This window comes from Pseudomonas sp. EA_15y_Pfl1_P101, assembly GCF_963970835.1.
Taxonomy (GTDB): Bacteria; Pseudomonadota; Gammaproteobacteria; order Pseudomonadales; family Pseudomonadaceae; genus Aquipseudomonas; species Aquipseudomonas tritici.
The window spans coordinates 18866-34975 of record NZ_CAXAPA010000015.1 but is presented as its reverse complement, the minus strand read 5'-3'; the positions used below and the strand labels follow the sequence as shown (position 1 = coordinate 34975).

General features: G+C 59.8%; 16 protein-coding genes. 8 read left to right on the top strand and 8 right to left on the bottom strand.

Going from position 1 to position 16110, the window contains the following annotated elements; genetic code table 11:
* Positions 1-108 precede the first annotated feature (108 nt).
* Entirely contained in the window at positions 109-327 is a 219-nt protein-coding gene (locus tag AACY36_RS21850; protein WP_339418339.1) for a DUF2970 domain-containing protein, read from the top strand.
* Here AACY36_RS21850 and AACY36_RS21845 read toward each other — a convergent pair.
* Positions 324-1385, bottom strand: coding sequence for an ABC transporter substrate-binding protein (locus AACY36_RS21845; RefSeq protein ID WP_339418338.1), 1062 nt, complete (start codon positions 1383-1385; stop codon positions 324-326). The genes AACY36_RS21850 and AACY36_RS21845 overlap by 4 nt on opposite strands.
* Before the next feature lie 465 nt (positions 1386-1850).
* Here AACY36_RS21845 and AACY36_RS21840 point away from each other — a divergent pair, with 465 nt between their 5' ends.
* From AACY36_RS21840 to poxB, 3 genes are all read left to right on the top strand, one after another.
* Positions 1851-3509: a nitrite/sulfite reductase gene (locus AACY36_RS21840; RefSeq protein WP_339418337.1), complete on the top strand. Its 1659-nt coding sequence runs from the start codon at positions 1851-1853 to the stop codon at positions 3507-3509.
* Entirely contained in the window at positions 3493-3987 is a 495-nt protein-coding gene (locus AACY36_RS21835) for a DUF934 domain-containing protein (RefSeq protein ID WP_048727764.1), read from the top strand. Before AACY36_RS21840 ends, AACY36_RS21835 begins: the two co-directional genes overlap by 17 nt.
* 428 nt (positions 3988-4415) lie before the next feature.
* Positions 4416-6140 carry a ubiquinone-dependent pyruvate dehydrogenase gene (poxB, locus tag AACY36_RS21830; protein WP_339418335.1) on the top strand — a complete coding sequence of 575 codons (1725 nt, stop codon included), beginning with the start codon at positions 4416-4418 and terminating at the stop codon, positions 6138-6140.
* Positions 6141-6193: 53 nt separating this feature from the next.
* On the opposite strand, the gene AACY36_RS21825 is transcribed toward poxB, so the two are convergent.
* Positions 6194-6751 (bottom strand): NADPH-dependent FMN reductase, encoded by a 558-nt coding sequence (locus AACY36_RS21825; RefSeq protein WP_339418334.1) that lies wholly within the window; start codon positions 6749-6751, stop codon positions 6194-6196.
* Between the two features lie 227 nt (positions 6752-6978).
* Between AACY36_RS21825 and AACY36_RS21820 the strand changes: the two genes are divergently transcribed.
* Positions 6979-7215 carry a hypothetical protein gene (locus tag AACY36_RS21820; protein WP_016979714.1) on the top strand — a complete coding sequence of 79 codons (237 nt, stop codon included), beginning with the start codon at positions 6979-6981 and terminating at the stop codon, positions 7213-7215.
* A gap of 61 nt (positions 7216-7276) precedes the next feature.
* On the opposite strand, the gene AACY36_RS21815 is transcribed toward AACY36_RS21820, so the two are convergent.
* Positions 7277-7621 (bottom strand): hypothetical protein, encoded by a 345-nt coding sequence (locus tag AACY36_RS21815; RefSeq protein ID WP_339418333.1) that lies wholly within the window; start codon positions 7619-7621, stop codon positions 7277-7279.
* A 109-nt stretch (positions 7622-7730) separates the two neighbouring features.
* On the opposite strand from AACY36_RS21815, the gene AACY36_RS21810 reads away from it, so the two are divergent.
* On the top strand, positions 7731-8624 hold the full coding sequence (locus AACY36_RS21810; protein WP_339428039.1) for a LysR substrate-binding domain-containing protein: 894 nt from the start codon (positions 7731-7733) through the stop codon (positions 8622-8624).
* Positions 8625-8626: 2 nt separating this feature from the next.
* Here AACY36_RS21810 and AACY36_RS21805 read toward each other — a convergent pair whose 3' ends face one another.
* The 5 genes from AACY36_RS21805 to AACY36_RS21785 all read right to left on the bottom strand — a co-directional run bounded on the left by AACY36_RS21805 (position 8627) and on the right by AACY36_RS21785 (position 13635).
* Positions 8627-9202, bottom strand: coding sequence for a GNAT family N-acetyltransferase (locus AACY36_RS21805; RefSeq protein ID WP_339428040.1), 576 nt, complete (start codon positions 9200-9202; stop codon positions 8627-8629).
* An 8-nt stretch (positions 9203-9210) separates the two neighbouring features.
* Positions 9211-11466 (bottom strand): Orn/Lys/Arg decarboxylase N-terminal domain-containing protein, encoded by a 2256-nt coding sequence (locus AACY36_RS21800; RefSeq protein ID WP_339428041.1) that lies wholly within the window; start codon positions 11464-11466, stop codon positions 9211-9213.
* A gap of 116 nt (positions 11467-11582) precedes the next feature.
* Positions 11583-12323: a DNA polymerase III subunit epsilon gene (gene dnaQ / locus AACY36_RS21795; RefSeq protein WP_339418505.1), complete on the bottom strand. Its 741-nt coding sequence runs from the start codon at positions 12321-12323 to the stop codon at positions 11583-11585.
* 70 nt (positions 12324-12393) lie between these two features.
* Positions 12394-12846 carry a ribonuclease HI gene (gene rnhA / locus AACY36_RS21790; protein ID WP_010210917.1) on the bottom strand — a complete coding sequence of 151 codons (453 nt, stop codon included), beginning with the start codon at positions 12844-12846 and terminating at the stop codon, positions 12394-12396.
* A gap of 30 nt (positions 12847-12876) precedes the next feature.
* The gene (locus AACY36_RS21785; RefSeq protein WP_339418328.1) at positions 12877-13635 is read right to left on the bottom strand and encodes a class I SAM-dependent methyltransferase; all 759 of its coding nucleotides are present in this window, start codon (positions 13633-13635) and stop codon (positions 12877-12879) included.
* A gap of 65 nt (positions 13636-13700) precedes the next feature.
* On the opposite strand from AACY36_RS21785, the gene gloB reads away from it, so the two are divergent.
* Positions 13701-14468, top strand: coding sequence for a hydroxyacylglutathione hydrolase (gloB, locus tag AACY36_RS21780; protein WP_339497558.1), 768 nt, complete (start codon positions 13701-13703; stop codon positions 14466-14468).
* Between the two features lie 98 nt (positions 14469-14566).
* Positions 14567-15976 carry a transglycosylase SLT domain-containing protein gene (locus AACY36_RS21775; protein ID WP_339418326.1) on the top strand — a complete coding sequence of 470 codons (1410 nt, stop codon included), beginning with the start codon at positions 14567-14569 and terminating at the stop codon, positions 15974-15976.
* Positions 15977-16110: the final 134 nt, after the last annotated feature.

The following is a 16110-nucleotide window of genomic DNA, read 5'->3' as shown; positions in this document are numbered from 1 at the left end:
CCAGGTTCTGTAGTGAGCGGGCTTTCCCCGCGCGGGGCAAGCCCGTTCACTACAGATCAAAACATCGTCAGCTATGCTGTCCCTCACACACCTTGTGTCGAGGGATTTATGGACGATCCAGTCAACAACAAGCCCCCTACTTTCTGGCAGATGCTGCACAGCGTCTTGGCGGCCGCCTTTGGCGTGCAGAGTGGCAAGAACCGCGCCCGCGACTTTACCCACGGCAAGCCCAGCCACTTTGTGCTGCTGGGCATTCTGTTCACAGCGGTGTTTGCCTTGGCGTTGTTCGGCATCGTCAAGCTGGTGCTGCTCCTGGCCGGGGTCTAGCGCAGCAGCAGTTGCAAGCTGAAGGGATAACGGTAGGACGCCGGCTTGCCGACGGCAGACAGCGCACGAAAGTCAACGCGCGCAGTAGCGCCCAGTAAGCGCTGCGCCTGGGCGGCGTCAATCAGCTGGAATAACGCTTCCTGGCGATCACGTCCGCCGAAGGTGCCAATGTCCACACCCTTGGCATCATCATGAATCAACACCATCGCCCACCCGCCCAGGGTGAAATGCCCGGCGACCAGCGTACTCAGTCGACCGTCCAACCGCGCCTGCAAGATCTGCGGTGAACTGTTGGCCGCACTGAACAACACGTGCTTGCCCGGCATTTGCCCGCTGCCCTGCAGCGCCTGCATCGCACCCAGTGCCATCTCATCGTTGGCCGACCACACCAGCGCCGTCTTCGGGTAGCGCTTGAACAGTTGCGTGGCTTGCTCGAACGCGCGCTGACGGCTCCATTCGCCATAGACCAACTGGCGCAGCCGCACCTCGGGGTGCTCGGCCAGGGCGCGATGCAGGCCCTGTTCACGCAACTGCGCGGCCGGGGTGTTCTTGACGCCGGAGAAGGCCAACAAATCAATGCGCTCGCCAGGCGCGACAGGGCCGTGCTGGCGCAGTAGATCGCTGAACATCAGGTACCCGGCCTGCTCGTCGTCGGGAACGATGCTGCCGAGCCAATCGACGTCGTGGCCGAGCATTTGCACTTGGTCGGCAGTCAGCGCGTTATTCACGATCAGCAGCTTGACCCCCCTGCCCTGGGCCATGCGCAGAATCTGTGGGGCAACGTATTGTTCATTCACCAGCACCAGGTAATCCGGCCGCTCGCTGCCTTGCAGCGCCTCACGGGCCTGGATCAGGGTGTTTTGGGTATCGCGCTCGGAATAGCGCACGCGTAAATGCAGGCCGAGGTCCTTGGCACCGGCCTGCATGAATTGCGCGTAGCTGACCCAGAAGGTTTCCGTCGACATGCCCGGGTTGAGAAACACCACCGACGTGGCATGGGCCGTTGCCCCATACGCCGACCCCAGCAACCAGACACACGCAATCAACACCTTCAACATGGTTATCAAACCTTGAATATTGACCGCCATGATAGTGGCAATGCGACAGTCACCCGAGGACGTTTACTGGTGGCTCACCCAGAATACGGCAGTTCCCACCACCAGTATGATCAAAAACAGAATGGCCCAGGCATCAACGGTACTGTCGGGTTTACGGGCTTTTGTAGGATTGCTCATCGCATCGCCTCTTATCGGTTTTATAGGTGATTGCTAGGGGGCGTTCTTATCGATTTTCCCCGCTGGCGGGGAAAATCGATGAGAACGCCCCCTAAACACGCTCACAGTAAAGTTGACGATTGCCCGTATGACAAATGTGGGTATCGCAATAATGGCTCTAATTAGGCGATTTGGTTATTTGCATATACTCAAACATCACTTTTGCGCATAAACGCAAACTGGTATCGTGCCCCGGCTCCGTTGGGAGTGCGCGGCCGTGCGCGCAGATTTGCCGAGAACAGGACCTATATGTACGTATACGACGAATACGATCAGCGCATCATCGAGGACCGCGTCAAGCAGTTCCGTGATCAGACCCGACGCTACTTAGCAGGTGAACTGAGCGAAGAAGAGTTCCGCCCTCTGCGCCTGCAAAATGGCCTTTATGTGCAGCGCTTTGCGCCGATGCTGAGGGTGGCCGTGCCCTATGGCCAACTGACGTCACGTCAGACGCGCATGATGGCCAAGATTGCCCGCGACTTCGACAAAGGCTACGCCCACATCAGCACCCGCCAGAACGTCCAGTTCAACTGGCCGGCACTGGAAGATGTGCCGGACATCCTGGCTGAATTGGCGACCGTGCAAATGCACGCGATTCAGACCAGCGGTAACTGCCTGCGTAACGTGACCACCGACCAATTCGCCGGCGTGGCCGCTGACGAACTGATCGATCCACGCCCTTGGTGCGAAATCGTCCGTCAGTGGACCACCTTCCACCCGGAATTCGCCTACTTGCCACGCAAGTTCAAGATCGCCATCAATGGCTCGACCTCGGACCGCGCGGCCATCGAAGTGCACGATATCGGCCTGGAGCCAGTGCACAACGCAGCCGGCGAACTGGGCTTCCGCGTACTGGTGGGTGGTGGCCTTGGCCGGACCCCGGTAGTCGGCGCCTTCATCAACGAGTTCCTGCCGTGGCAGGACCTGTTGAGCTACCTCGACGCGATCCTGCGGGTCTACAACCGCTATGGCCGTCGTGACAACAAATACAAGGCCCGGATCAAGATCCTGGTCAAGGCGCTGACCCCTGAGGTGTTTGCCCAGAAAGTCGACGCTGAAATGGAACACCTGCGCGGCGGCCAGACCACACTGACCGAAGCCGAAGTGCACCGCGTGGCCAAACACTTCGTTGATCCCGAGTACAAGGCCCTGACCAATCAGGACGCCGAGCTCGCGGCACTCGACCAGCAGCACCCAGGTTTCGCCCGTTGGCGTACCCGCAACACCCTGGCGCACAAGAAGCCGGGTTATGTCGCGGTGACCCTGTCGCTGAAACCTACCGGCGTTGCTCCGGGCGATATCACCGACAAGCAGCTGGACGCCGTCGCCGACCTGGCCGAGCGCTACAGCTTTGGCCAACTGCGCACCTCCCACGAGCAGAACATCATTCTCGCGGACGTTGAGCAGAGCCAATTGTTTATCCTGTGGGGCGAGCTGCGCGAAGGCGGTTTCGCCACACCGAACATCGGCCTGCTGACCGACATCATCTGCTGCCCGGGTGGCGATTTCTGCTCCCTGGCCAACGCCAAGTCGATCCCGATTGCCGAATCGATCCAGCGTCGTTTCGAAGACCTGGACTACCTGTTCGACATCGGCGAGCTGGACCTGAACATCTCCGGTTGCATGAACGCCTGTGGTCACCACCACGTCGGCCACATCGGCATCCTGGGCGTGGACAAGAAAGGCGAAGAATTCTACCAAGTGTCCCTGGGTGGCAGCGCCAGCCGCGATGCGAGCCTGGGCAAGATCCTCGGCCCGTCTTTCGCCCAGGAAGCCATGCCCGAGGTGATCGGCAAACTGATCGATGTGTACATCGAACAGCGCACCGAAGATGAGCGTTTTATCGACACCTACCAGCGCATCGGCATTGACCTGTTCAAGGAGCGCGTCTATGCAGCGAATCATTAAGAACAACGAAGTCCTCGACGAAACCTGGCACCTGCTGCCCAAGGACGCGAGCTTCGACGGCATCTCCAATTGCGACGACCTGATCGTGCCGTTGGCGCTGTGGCGCGAACACGGCCACGCCCTAAAGGCCCGCGACGGCGGCCTGGGTGTGTGGCTGGACGCCGATGAAGAAGCCGAAGAGATCGGCGACGACGTGGAACACTTCCAAGTCATCGCCCTGAACTTCCCGGCCTTCACCGACGGTCGCAACTACTCCAACGCGCGCCTGTTGCGTGACCGTTACGGTTACAAGGGCGAGTTGCGCGCCATTGGCGACGTACTGCGCGACCAGTTGTTCTACCTGCGCCGCTGCGGGTTCGATGCCTTCGCCCTGCGCGCCGACAAAGACCCGTACGAAGCGCTGGAAAGCCTCAAGGACTTCTCCGTGACGTACCAGGCTGCAACGGATGAACCGTTGCCGTTGTTTCGTCGTCGCTGAGTCTTAGCGAAAGAAGAAGCCCTGGCATGCCAGGGCTTTTTTATGGTTCATCAGCGAATCCACTCGCCGCCTGCCCCACCGCTATCGCGGCCTCGCTAAAGCTCGACGGCTCACACAGGGGATCGGCGGTGGCGGCTGAATCTCGGCTCCCAGGCATTCCTTACGGACACCATTCCTATCAGCAACGCAGATCAAAGGTGGGAGCTGTCGAGCTTTAGCGAGGCTGCGAAAAGGCCGGCACTGCCAACATAATCATCGCCTGCCCCACCGCTATCGCGCCCTCGCTGAAGCTCGACGGCTCCCACAGGGGGCCGGCGGTGAAGCCCCTCTCTGACGCAATCTTCACATTAAAGGCGGAGCATTCGCCGTGATCGAACTGTCCCCTATTGATCAGCAGTTTTTAACCTCACTGACGATTGGAGTTCTCCATGGCGAAAATCAACCTGGCCCAGCAATTGGCGAGCACCCTTGAACAGGCGGGCGTCAAGCGCATCTGGGGCCTGACCGGCGACAGCCTCAACGGCCTCACCGACGCCCTGCGCAGCATGGACAGCATCGAGTGGATGCACGTGCGCCACGAAGAAGTGGCCGCGTTCGCCGCCGGTGCCGAAGCCGCGGCCACGGGTGAGCTGACGGTCTGCGCCGGCAGCTGCGGGCCGGGCAACCTGCACTTGATCAATGGCCTGTTTGACTGCCATCGCAACCATGTGCCGGTACTGGCGATTGCCGCGCAGATTCCGTCTTCGGAGATCGGCCTTAACTACTTCCAGGAAACCCATCCTCAGGAACTGTTCAAGGAATGCAGCTACTTCATCGAGCTGGTGACCAACCCCGAGCAGATGCCCCATGTGCTGCACCGCGCCATGCGCTCGGCGATCCTCAATCGCGGCGTCGCGGTGGTGGTGATTCCGGGCGACGTCTCGCTGCTGGAAGTGGAAGACAAGCTCAAGCCCTGGCCCGCTCTGCACGCGCCGCGCACCTTGCCAGCTGAACAAGACCTACAACGCCTTACCGAAATTCTTGAAAGCAGCCATAAAACCACCCTACTCTGCGGCAGCGGCTGTGCCGGTGCACATGACCAAGTGGTCGCCCTGGCCGACGCACTCGGCGCTCCGGTGGTGCATGCGCTACGCGGCAAGGAGCACGTGGAGTGGGACAATCCGTTCGACGTGGGCATGACCGGCCTGATCGGCTTCAGCTCCGGTTACCACGCCATGCTCGACTGCGACACCTTGATCATGCTCGGCACCGACTTTCCGTACCGTCAGTTCTACCCGACTGACGCGAAGATCATCCAGGTTGACCGCAACCCGCAGGCGCTGGGCCGTCGTGCCACGCTGGACTTGGGCATCGCCGCCGACGTCAGTGAAACCATTGGCGCGTTGCTACCGCGCCTGACACGCAAGACCGATCGCAGCTTTCTCGAAGCGTCCTTGAAGCACTACGAAAAGGCCCGCCAAGGGCTGGACGACCTTGCTCAACCGTCGAAAGCCGATCGACCAATCCACCCGCAGTACGTGGCGCGCCTGCTCAGCGAGCTGGCTGATGATGATGCGATCTTCACCGCCGACGTCGGCTCGCCCACCGTCTGGGCGGCACGCTATTTGAAGATGAACGGCAAACGCCGCCTGATCGGTTCGTTCAACCACGGTTCGATGGCCAATGCCATGCCCCAGGCCATTGGTGCCCAGGCAGCCTTCCCGAATCGCCAGGTGATCTCGATGTCCGGTGACGGTGGATTCGCCATGTTGATGGGGGATTTCATCTCGCTGGCGCAGTTGAAGCTGCCAGTGAAAGTCATCGTGTTCGATAACTCGTCGCTGGGGTTTGTCGCCATGGAAATGAAAGCATCGGGTTACCTGGATGCTGGCACCGAGCTGAAAAACCCGGACTTCGCCGCCATGTCCAATGCCATGGGCATCCTCGGCATTCGGGTGGAACAATCCGAGGACCTGGAGCCGGCCCTGCGCCGCGCCTTGGCCCATGACGGCCCGGTGCTGGTGGACGTGATCACCGCGACCCAGGAGTTGGTGATGCCGCCGACGATCAAGCTGGAACAGGCCAAGGGGTTCAGCCTGTATATGCTCAAGGCGGTGATGAGTGGGCGTGGCGATGAAGTGATCGAGCTGGCGCGCACCAACTGGCTACGCTGAACCCAATGTGGGAGCGAGCAAGCCCGCTCCCACATTCTGATCTCATTGCCAAATCAAGCGTGCTGTTTTTCCACCCACTTGCCGTAGGCATCAATGAACGCTTGCAGAAACGGCTTGGTCTTTTCCGAGACCTTGCCTGCGTCATCGAACACGCTCCCCGCCCCCCCCAAGTAGGCCTCCGGCTGCTGCATGCACCACACATCCAGGAACACCAGGGATTGGCGCAGATGATGATTGGCGCCAAAGCCACCAATGGCCCCCGGCGACACGCTGATGATCGCACCCGGCTTGCCACTCCAGGCACTCTGCCCGTACGGCCGGGAACCCACGTCGATGGCATTCTTCAACGGAGCGGGCACGGAACGGTTGTATTCCGGGGTCACGAACAGCACCGCGTCGGATGAGCTCACCTGTTGGCGGAAAGTGCTGTAGGCTGCGGGCGGTGCAGCGCCGTCGATGTCTTCGTTGTAGAGCGGCAAATCGCCAATTTCCACAATGTTCAACCTAAGGTTGACAGGGGCCAGTTCGGCCAATGCCAAGGCAACCTTGCGGTTAATCGAGTCTTTTCTCAAGCTGCCAACCAGGACGGCTACCGTGTAGACCTTGCTCATTGGGGTTTCTCGACGTCTGACTAAAGGAACGTGTAGTTATAAAGTCTTCGCGGCGTGTTCACCAGAAGGTTTTGCTCATCCCCCGGACGTTTGCATCGCCCTACAACGTGTAGGAAGCGTCCAAAAAGATCAGCGAATAGTATTTTTATTCCGTAAGTAAACTACCCCGCTCCATAACGGTCTACAGAACCGCAAATCGAGTGTTTATCTCCAGAGGTTCTAAACAGATGGCAGCAGTACTAGTCGGACAGTTTCATGCCAGAGACGCAGAAGGACGCGTGTATTCGGTGCATGAGTTCCAGGAATCCAACCCGGCGCAAGGCGACCTGGCTGGCTCGGCACCTACCACCACCTACAAGCTGGCCATTGGCGACCGTGTAGAGAAACTGGAAGGCGACGAATTCAAGCTGATTCAGTCGGGCACCATTCTCGTGCGCGAATCGCAAACCACCCTCGCTTCATAAGATCTCGCCCTATCCACCTGCTCAGTCCTGGCCATTGATGGCATTGACTGGGCTGGGGTGATCACGGGCGGCGGATCTCCGTGACTTCAATGCCCTGCTCCCCCTCGACCTCTTTCAACGTCACCACTACCCGCCCACGCTCGCCTTCCACCGCAAACATCGAACGCTGGTAACCCGCCGAGTTGTAACCGGGATGCGCGACCACCTGCCTGATCAACTCAATGCCAAGGACTGCCCCCACCTGTTCGGCCACCTGTTCCTGGGAACGGATAAACGTTTCAAGTGCCAGCTTTTCCGGCGTGGTTTCGCTGTGGGTATTGAAGAGATAAGCAGCCACGCACCCTACGGTCACCAGAACCAGCAGTTGCTTGGCCGTTACCCCGAGGAATATCGAGGGTAGAGGCATTTGAGACCAGACCTGTTTTTGTTGTTAATGCCGGTAGCCGGCTGTGGTCGTTGATGATCAGCGTAGCCATTCTATTGAATACGCGGCGCGCTGCACATAGACTCCGGCGATGCGTTTACGTCATATCGAAGTGATTCAGGCCATCTTGCAGACCGGACACCCCGGCTTGGCCGCCGAGTGGCTGCAACTCCCCGTGGGCGACGTGGACGCGGCGCTCAAGGAAGCCGAGGCGCAACTGGGCTTTATGCTGTTCGCCAGCATCCGCGGGCGATTGCAGGCGACGCGGGAAACGCTGGAGCTGCAGGCAGAAATCGCCCATGTGTATGAGGCGCTGGAGCCGGTGCAACGCCTGGCCAGTCGCTTGAAACACCATCACGCCCCGACCCTCCGTGCCCTGTGCACGCCGCCCCTGGCCAACCAACTGTTGCCGCACAGCATTGCGGTGCTGCGCCGACGTTTCCAGGACACACCTTGCAACCTGTCGAGCCAGACGACACGGGAGATCGTCAGGAGCCTGCTGCTGCACGAGGCTGACGTCGGTTTAAGCCTGCATGACCCGGAACACCCACAGATCCACAGCACCGTACTGGCCCAGGGCAAGCTGCAATTGCTCGCGCCCCGTGGCTGGCTAAAGCCCAAGCAAAAGTACATCGCGTTGCAGGACCTGGCCGGGCAATCGATGATTGGCCTGGAGGGCCAGGACCCGCTCAGCCGCCAGCTGGACGCCAAGCTGCAAGCTTTGCGCCCGCTGCCTGTGGTGCAGACGCGCGTACAGACCTATCAGATGATGCGCAGCATGGTGGAAGCGGGAGAAGGCTTGGCGGTGGTTGACCCGTTCACCGCGTTTGGCGCGCGTGAAGCCGGGCTGGATGCGTGCCCGGTGTCGCCGCCGATCATGGTTAACCTGTATGCGCTGACCCTCAAGGATGGCGTGACTTCCCCGGCGCTGAATGCACTGCTGGAGATCGTGACGCAGAAGGCTGAAGGCCTGTTGGTGGGCTAAGCCTATTCGACTTCGCTTTTGAATAACCGATACCAGAAGATCGCCACTTCGCGGGTTTGCGGATCGATGCCGCGATAGCGCAGCTGGTCGATGCCCCCCATCACGTAACCACAACGTTCATACAAACGGCAGGCGCCGAGGTTGTTGTTCTGGGTTTCCAGCATCAAGCCGGGCAGGTTTTTCTTGCGGCTCCAGAACTGCGCCACATCCAGCAATGCCTTGGCCACCCCATGACGCCGCGCGGGCAACACCACCGCCAGTTCATCGACATGGGCATAGCCGTTCCAATTGGTACTGACCACGATATGCCCCACCGGACGGTCGTCCAGGTAGGCCATGAAGATCGCGCTGTCGGGCGCATCGCGAAAACTGGCGAACTCCTCCGGATCGATGCCATAGCACTTGCGGTACGGCACGATGCGCTCCACGGGCCATTGATCGACCCGCGTGCCCATCTGCGGCTGCCCATAGCCGCTGACCTCAAAGCTGAAGTCATTGCCCCACACGTAGGCATCAAAACCTTCATCAGCGACCCGTACACTGAGCCCCGGATACTTCGGGTTCATTACAGCTTGCATAAACATTCTTAACCCTTGATGCAATCGACGGTGTAACAACGACCACTGCCGTCATCTTCGTGTTGTAACCCATGAACATCGGCGACAAAACCGGGGAAACTGCTATCGAACGTCCGGGCAAAGGCCAGGTAGTCGATGATCGAGCGCGTCGAATCAGTAAACCGCTCGCCCGGCATAATCAATGGAATGCCAGGTGGATACGGCACCAGCATTACTGCTGCGATGCGCCCTGGCAAGGCGTCAATCGATACCGCTTCGACTTCACCTCTCACCAATTGGTCGTAGGCGTCGGCCGGTTTCATCGCAATTTCCGGCAACACCGTGTACATGCGTTTGAGGTGTTTGGCGGTGGCATTGTGGCGGTAACAGCTGTGCAATTGATCGCACAGGTCGCGCAAACCCAGACCCTGATAGCGCGCCGGCCCTTGTGCGAAGACCGATGGCAAACAATTGGCGAGGCTGACATTGGCATCGTAACTGCGCTTGAACTCAAGCAATTCGGTGAGCAGCGTACTCCATTTGCCTTTGGTAATACCCATGGAGAACAGCACGAGGAAGGAATACAACCCGGTTTTTTCCACTACCAGGCCACGCTCCCACAGGAATTTGCTGACCACCGCAGCAGGAATGCCGCAGTCGCTCAGAGCGCCCCCGGCGGTTAGGCCGGGCATCACCAGTGTCACTTTTATCGGGTCCAGCAGCACGTAGTCCTCGGCCACATCACCAAAGCCATGCCAATCGTCCTCAGGATGCAACAGCCAATCGTCGGTAACCACCTGATCGATACCCGCCACCGACGGCGGCTGCCAGATGGAGAACCACCAGTCCTCGGCGGCAATGTGTTGGCGCAGGTTGGCCAGGGCACGGCGGAAACTCAAGGCTTCGTCGAACATTTCCTGCAACAGCGAGCGCCCGGCCGGGCCTTCCATCATCGCTGAGGCCACGTCCAACGAAGCGATAATGCTGTATTGCGGCGAGGTTGAGATATGCATCATGAACGCTTCGTTGAAACGATCACGGTCCAGCTGGCGCGCACCGCCGTCCTGCACGTGGATCATCGAGGCCTGGCTGAAGGCTGCAAGCAGTTTGTGGGTGGAGTGAGTGGTGAACACCAACGGGCTGTCCGGCGTGCGCGAAGTGCCCATGCCGTAGCGCCCGGCAAAGAACTCGTGAAACGCCGCATAGGCATACCAGGCCTCGTCAAAGTGCAGCACCTCGACACTGCTGCCCAATTGCTGCTTGATCAGCTCGGCGTTGTAACACAGGCCGTCGTAGGTGGAATTGGTGACCACCGCCATCTTCACTTTCGGCACTCGGCCACGGGCAAGCGGGCTGGCGTCGATCTTGGCGCGGATCGACTCGGGGTTGAATTCGCTCAGGGGAATCGGCCCGATAATCCCCAGTTCGTTGCGCTCCGGGCACAGGTACAGTGGGATCGCGCCGGTCATGATGATCGAGTGCAATACCGACTTGTGGCAATTGCGGTCCACCAGCACCAGGTCATCGCGGCCGACCATGGAATGCCAGACAATCTTGTTGGCGGTGGACGTGCCGTTGATCACGAAGAAGGTGTGATCGGCGCCAAAATTGTGTGCAGCGCGGGCTTCCGCTTCAGCCAAGGGGCCGGTGTGATCCAGCAGCGAGCCCAGTTCCGGCACCGAGACGGACAGGTCAGAACGCAGGGTGTTTTCCCCAAAAAACTGATGAAACGCCTGCCCCACCGGACTTTTTCGATAGGCCACGCCACCGCCATGGCCGGGGGTGTGCCAGGAATAGTTGGAGTCGGCGGTGTGCTGCACCAGCGCCTTGAAGAACGGCGGCAACAAGCCATCCAGGTAAGTGCGGGCCGCGCGGGCGACTTGCCGGGCGAGAAACGGGACGGTGTCTTCGAACAGGTACAGAATGCCGCGCAGTTGGTTGAGTTCGCTCATGGCGTCGGCCGGCGCGTTTTCCAGGGTGACTTGCTCGCCTAGGGCAAAAATCGGCAGGTTCGGCGCCCGTAACCGCGCCAGGCGGATCAGTTCGACCATGTTTTGCAGCAGGTGGGTGTTCTCACCGGCACCTTCGGCGGCAATCAGCATGCAGGCCAAGCCATGATGGGTAGAAGCAACCAGCCGGCCTTCGGCGTAGTCCACGGCGGAAAAGATACTGAAGCCCTCTTGTTCCAACTCCCGGGCGATGCCTCGGACCCGGTCACCGGCGACGCTGTCGGCTTTGATATCGCGGTGCACGATGAGGATCGGAAACTTCAGGTCTTTGTACATAAGGGCATGGCGTCCTGACGGCTATGCACTCAAGGGTAGAAGCTTGGGGGCGATGACGCGAATGAAGATTTTGAAAGCAATGGAGATCCAGTGTGGGCTGCGTTCAGTCTTGGGGGTTATTGCTGGGTCAGCTGGGTCCACAACGCCGGCGCACCCGCCGACTTGGCAATTGCCTCCAACCGCGCCGCATGCTCGGCCAGGTCTTGCTCACTGGCGCGGATAATCGGGGTCGGCTTGCGATCCGCCGGCAGGCGGCGGATTTCCGAAGGGCGGTTACCCGAGCCTTCCGCCGAACCATTTCCATCGGACGCATTGCCGGCCAGGGACAGGCTGGTCTGCCCGCCGGTCATGGTCAGGTAAACGTCGGCGAGGATCTCGGAGTCGAGCAAGGCGCCGTGGAGTTCACGGCCGGAGTTATCGACGCCATAACGTTTGCACAAGGCATCGAGGCTGTTGCGTTGGCCCGGGTGACGCTCCCGGGCCATCATCAGGGTGTCGAGGATCGAGCAGTGCCTGGAGATGTCGGCGCGATCCGTCTGCCCCATCAGGGCAAACTCGTTATTGATGAAGCCGACGTCGAACGCTGCGTTATGGATGATCAGTTGGGCGCCATTGATGAAATCGAAAAACTCATCGGCGACTTCGGCAAAGCGCGGCTTGCCCTTGAGGAATTCGTCAGTGATGCCGTGGACGCCGATCGCGCCTTCGTCACTGTCCCGGTCTGGTTGCAGGTAGACGTGGAAGTGACGCCCGGTGAGGCGGCGGCCCATCAGTTCGACACAGCCGATTTCAATGATCCGGTGGCCATCAGTCACCGGCATGCCGGTGGTTTCGGTATCGAGTACAACAGATCGGATGGCCATCAGGGTTCAGCTCTCAACGGTGTGGTGTGAATCAAAGGGCGCGATGTTAACACGTGAGCCGGCATCAGCTCTGCTTGTAGCCGCGCACTTCGTCCACGCCACGGTTGGCCAGTTGGTCGGCGCGTTCGTTGCCAGGGTGGCCGATGTGACCACGCACCCACTTCCACGTGATGTCGTGGCGATTGCATTGCTCATCGAGCAGTTGCCACAGGTCAGCATTTTTAACCGGCTCCTTGGCCGCGGTCTTCCAACCACGCTTCTTCCAATTGACCATCCACTCGTTGATGCCCTTCATTACGTACTGCGAGTCGGTCACCAGCAGCACGTTGCAGCGGCGCTTGAGTTCTTCCAGGCCGCGAATGGCACCCATCAGCTCCATGCGGTTGTTGGTGGTATTGGGTTCACCGCCCCACAATTCCTTCTCCACGCCCTTGCACACCAGCAATGCGCCCCAGCCGCCAGGGCCCGGGTTGCCCTTGCAGGCGCCATCGGTGAAGAGTTCTACGCTATCGGTCATCGGTTGCTCGGTCTGAATTCAAAAAATAAGTTACGTATCGATTTGCTCACGGTTGACCTTGGCCAGCGGCATCGGCAGCAGCTTGCCGATAGGCTCGCGACGTACCTGACGCACCGGCCGCAGCCCGACCGCGATCTTGCGTGCGACCAATAAATAGAAGCCGCCGCCCGACAGTTGCCAGGCACCTGCGCGCCGCTCCCAGCCAGCCAGGCGGCCTTGCCACTTGGTCGAAGCAAGCGGCGGACGATAGCACCCGAAGCGGCGTTTCTCCAGCGCGAAGCCCAGCAGGTTCAGCCAGTCCCCCACCCGTTGCGGCGAGATGCAGCGCGCCTGGCGCAGGCCGTCATGGGCAAACACATGGCGCAGCCCCCAACTACTCCAGGGGTTGATGCCCACTATCAGCAAATGGCCACCTGGGCGCACACTGCTCGCCGCTTCGCGTAACAAACCGTGGGGTGACAGGCAGAAATCCAGCCCATGTTGCAACACCACCACGTCGGCGGCGTGCTCGCTCAACGGCCAGGCCTGTTCCTCGCACACGATCTCAACCCCCGGCAACGGTGCGCCCAAGCGTACATTGCGTTGCACTTGGGGCGCGGCGGGTGGCGTTTCAGCTGATGGCCCGTAATGCACCAGGTAGCCGCCAAAGAACCGGCCCAACTCGTCTTCGAGCATGCGCCGTTCTTCGTTCAGCAGAAATTGCCCGATGGGTCCGGACAGCCATTCACGGGCTGCGCTGATCAGGGCCAGCCACTCAGGATCGGCCTGGGCGAACGCTTTATCAGTCATTGCATTCTCCAACTCGCCTAGACGTTCTAAGATGCACCAATGTGTTCAGCTTGGCGAATCGAAGAATGATACAGATCACTGCCCTGCCCGCCTTCACCGATAACTACATCTGGTTGTTACAAGACCCCCGCACCCAGCGCTGCGCCGTGGTCGACCCCGGCGACGCCGCGCCCGTACAGGCCTGGCTCAAGCAAAACCCTGGCTGGGCCCTCAGCGACATCCTGATTACCCATCATCACCATGATCATGTCGGCGGTGTCAAACAACTCAAAGGTGCTACCGACGCCAAGGTCTACGGCCCGGCCAACGAGATGATCCCGGCGCGGGACGTAGCGTTAAACGATAATGACCGCATCACGGTGCTCGGCTGGGACTTCGACATTTATACAGTGCCTGGCCATACGCTGGGCCATATCGCCTTTTATCACCAAGGCGTGCTGTTTTGTGGCGACACCCTGTTCGCCGCCGGTTGCGGGCGCCTGTTCGAAGGCACGCCGGAACAGATGTACGCCTCTCTTGAGCGTCTGGCCTCGCTGCCTGCCGATACCTTGGTGTACTGCACCCACGAATACACACAAAGTAACCTCAAGTTTGCCCAGGCGGTGGAACCCCACAACGCCGATATCGCCGAACGCGTGGAAAACGTCCTTCAACTGCGGGCCCGCGGCGAGATCACGCTGCCTTCCAACCTGGCCCTGGAAAAGCGCACCAATCCCTTTCTGCGCACCTCTGAAACATCCGTTAAACAAAAAGCGGACGAACGGAATGGGCGCGACAACCGCTCTGGGGCCGAGGTGTTTGCTAGCTTGAGGGCCTGGAAAGATAAGTTCTAACGGAAAACAATCTGATACGTAATTTCTGAATGGTTGACCGGAACCAATGCGCTTTCTAGAATCGCCCGACATTTTTGCCCGGAACTTACTTCCAGCCAATGTCGTCATCTATTCGTAAATCCAACCATTCAGACGCATTGACCCGCCTGGCTCAAGCTGTGGCGGTGGCTGTGTCCGCCACGCTGGCGGGCTGCCAATCAAACAATTTCACCGCACAACCCACCGTGCAACCCAAGCCAAACCTTACCGCCAAGATCAAACAGAAACCCGTCATCTGGCTTTCAGAGAAGCCGGCTCCCGACGTCCCACAAGACGTCTGGGAACGCATGCGACGTGGCTTTCAATTGCAGGACGACGTAGGCGTCAACCCGCGCATCGAGCAACAGCGCCTGTGGTTCGCCAGCAACCCCTCCTTCCTGGAAAACGCCGGCGAACGCGGCAGCCTCTACATCCATTACATCGTCGAACGCCTTGAAGAACGCAACATGCCCCTGGAGCTGGCGCTGCTGCCAGTGATTGAAAGTGCCTATAACCCAATGGCCTACTCGCGCAGCAATGCGGTCGGCCTGTGGCAGTTCATTCCCTCCACCGGGCGCTACTTCAACCTGCGCCAGACCCGCGCCTACGATGGCCGCCGCGATATCACCGCTTCCACCACCGCCGCCCTGGACTACCTGACCCGCCTTCACGACATGTTCAACGGTGACTGGTTGCTGGCCCTGGCTGCCTATAACGCCGGCGAAGGTACGGTGAGCCGGGCAATCGAGCGCAACGAGAAACTCGGCCTACCGACTGACTACTGGAACTTGCCCCTGCCCCAGGAAACCAAGGACTACGTGCCCAAGTTCCTGGCGCTGTCCCAGGTAGTGCTGGCGCCGGAAGCCTACGGCGTCAACCTTAACCCGATTGCCAACACGCCGTACTTCAAAGTGGTTGAAGTCAAGCAAAGCATGGACCTGTCACGGGTTGCCGCGCTGGCCGAGATCGACGAAGACGAATTGTTCCAGCTCAACCCGGCCCTGAAACAACGCACTACCTTGGACGGCCCGCAGCATTTGCTGGTGCCAAGTTCCAAAGCGCAACTGCTCACCAGCACCCTTTCGACGATGAAGCCGGAAGAATTACTGGCGATGCGCCCCAAAAAACGGGTGTTCGACGAAGTTGAGACCGCACGGGTTACCGGGCGTACCCGCAGCTACAAAGTGCGTAAGGGTGACAACCTGACGCTGATCGCCAAGGCCAACAAAGTCAATGTGCATGACCTGCAACGTTGGAACCAGCTCAACGGCCAGGCCCTCAAGGTCGGCCAGACCCTGGTGATGCAGGACACCCGCCGCGCGGTAGCCAGTCGCAAGAAGCCGGTGCAGTACAAGGTCAAGAAAGGCGACTCGCTGTACATCGTCGCCAAGCGCTTCAACGTGGAGATGCAACATCTCAAGCGTTGGAACCCACGCACTGGCCAGGCGCTCAAGCCGGGGCAGATGCTGGTGGTTTCCGGGCCAAGATAAGCCGCATGAGAGCTGGCTTGTGTGGGAGCTGGCTTGCCTGCGATGCAGACACCGCGGTGTATCAATGACACCCAGGTGATGCTATCGCAGGCAAGCCAGCTCCCACATTTGATCTTCACACCGTTCAATACCGC